This window comes from Paraburkholderia sp. BR14374 (genome assembly GCF_040948685.1).
GTDB lineage: Bacteria > Pseudomonadota > Gammaproteobacteria > Burkholderiales > Burkholderiaceae > Paraburkholderia > Paraburkholderia youngii.
The window spans coordinates 1-900 of the sequence record NZ_JBFPKF010000115.1 but is presented as its reverse complement, the minus strand read 5'-3'; the positions used below and the strand labels follow the sequence as shown (position 1 = coordinate 900).

The 900-nt window shown below is 56.0% G+C and carries 2 protein-coding genes; both read left to right on the top strand.

Features of this window, described 5'->3' with window-relative positions; all coding sequences use genetic code 11:
• The coding region (locus tag AB3X86_RS38260) for an IS3 family transposase (protein WP_368599903.1) at positions 1-313 on the top strand (313 nt) is incomplete at its 5' end.
• Positions 314-716: 403 nt separating this feature from the next.
• Positions 717-900: hypothetical protein (locus tag AB3X86_RS38255; RefSeq protein ID WP_368599902.1), on the top strand; the 184-nt coding region annotated here is incomplete at its 3' end.

The following is a 900-nucleotide window of genomic DNA, read 5'->3' as shown; positions in this document are numbered from 1 at the left end:
GGACCGTGGCAGTCAGTACGCGAGCCACGAATTTCAGTGCAGGCTGGCTGACTATGGCATGCGTTGCTCTATGAGCCGCAAAGGAAATTGCTGGGACAACGCGCCGACGGAGAGCTTCTTCAACAGCCTGAAAAATGAACGGGTTCATGCAGCGCGCTATCGCACGCATCGCGAAGCCGCAGCGGACTTGTTCGAATACATCGAAGTGTTTTACAACCGCAGTCGTCGTCATTCGTCGCTCGGCTTTGTGTCGCCGGCCCAGTTCATGCGAGACTGGCTCGTGGCTCAGCAGGCAACGGATTTAGCTGCATAACCCCGGGCCTCTGGAAGGCGAAAAACAGAGGGAAGGTCACTGTGACCAGCTTATGGCGGGACTTGCACCCGCAGGAGTGCGCCCATGCTGGGCGCACAAACGATAGACGCGGACTGTCGCACTTACGACCTTCCGCGTCTTCATTGTCGACTTTGTTCGTCTCTTACAAACGAGGAATATCGATCCGCGCGCTTATCTGGCTGTTGGCACGATTATCGCTGTTCGATCCCGGGATCTTAGAGGCCCAGTTCCACACCTTCTGCATTCCAGAAGACGGGGGAACAGCACAGTCACGATCCGTGCATGACCAGCACACACTGCATTCACCTATGGCGTGGATAACACACGTACAGATAATAGTGTATTTGCTTTTAGATGTTTGGACAGTTCGAAAGGAGGGCACATGATGAGCGTTAGACGTGCGGCATCCCATTTTCTAACGACAGCCATCTTCGCGACCGCACTCGCTGCCGTGGCGGCTGCCATGGCGGTATCCGCGCATGCGCAGAACACCACCACCGTCAGCTTGGGCACACCCGGCTACTTCAATCTCACCGATCCGAAGACCACCAGCACCTTGATCCAGC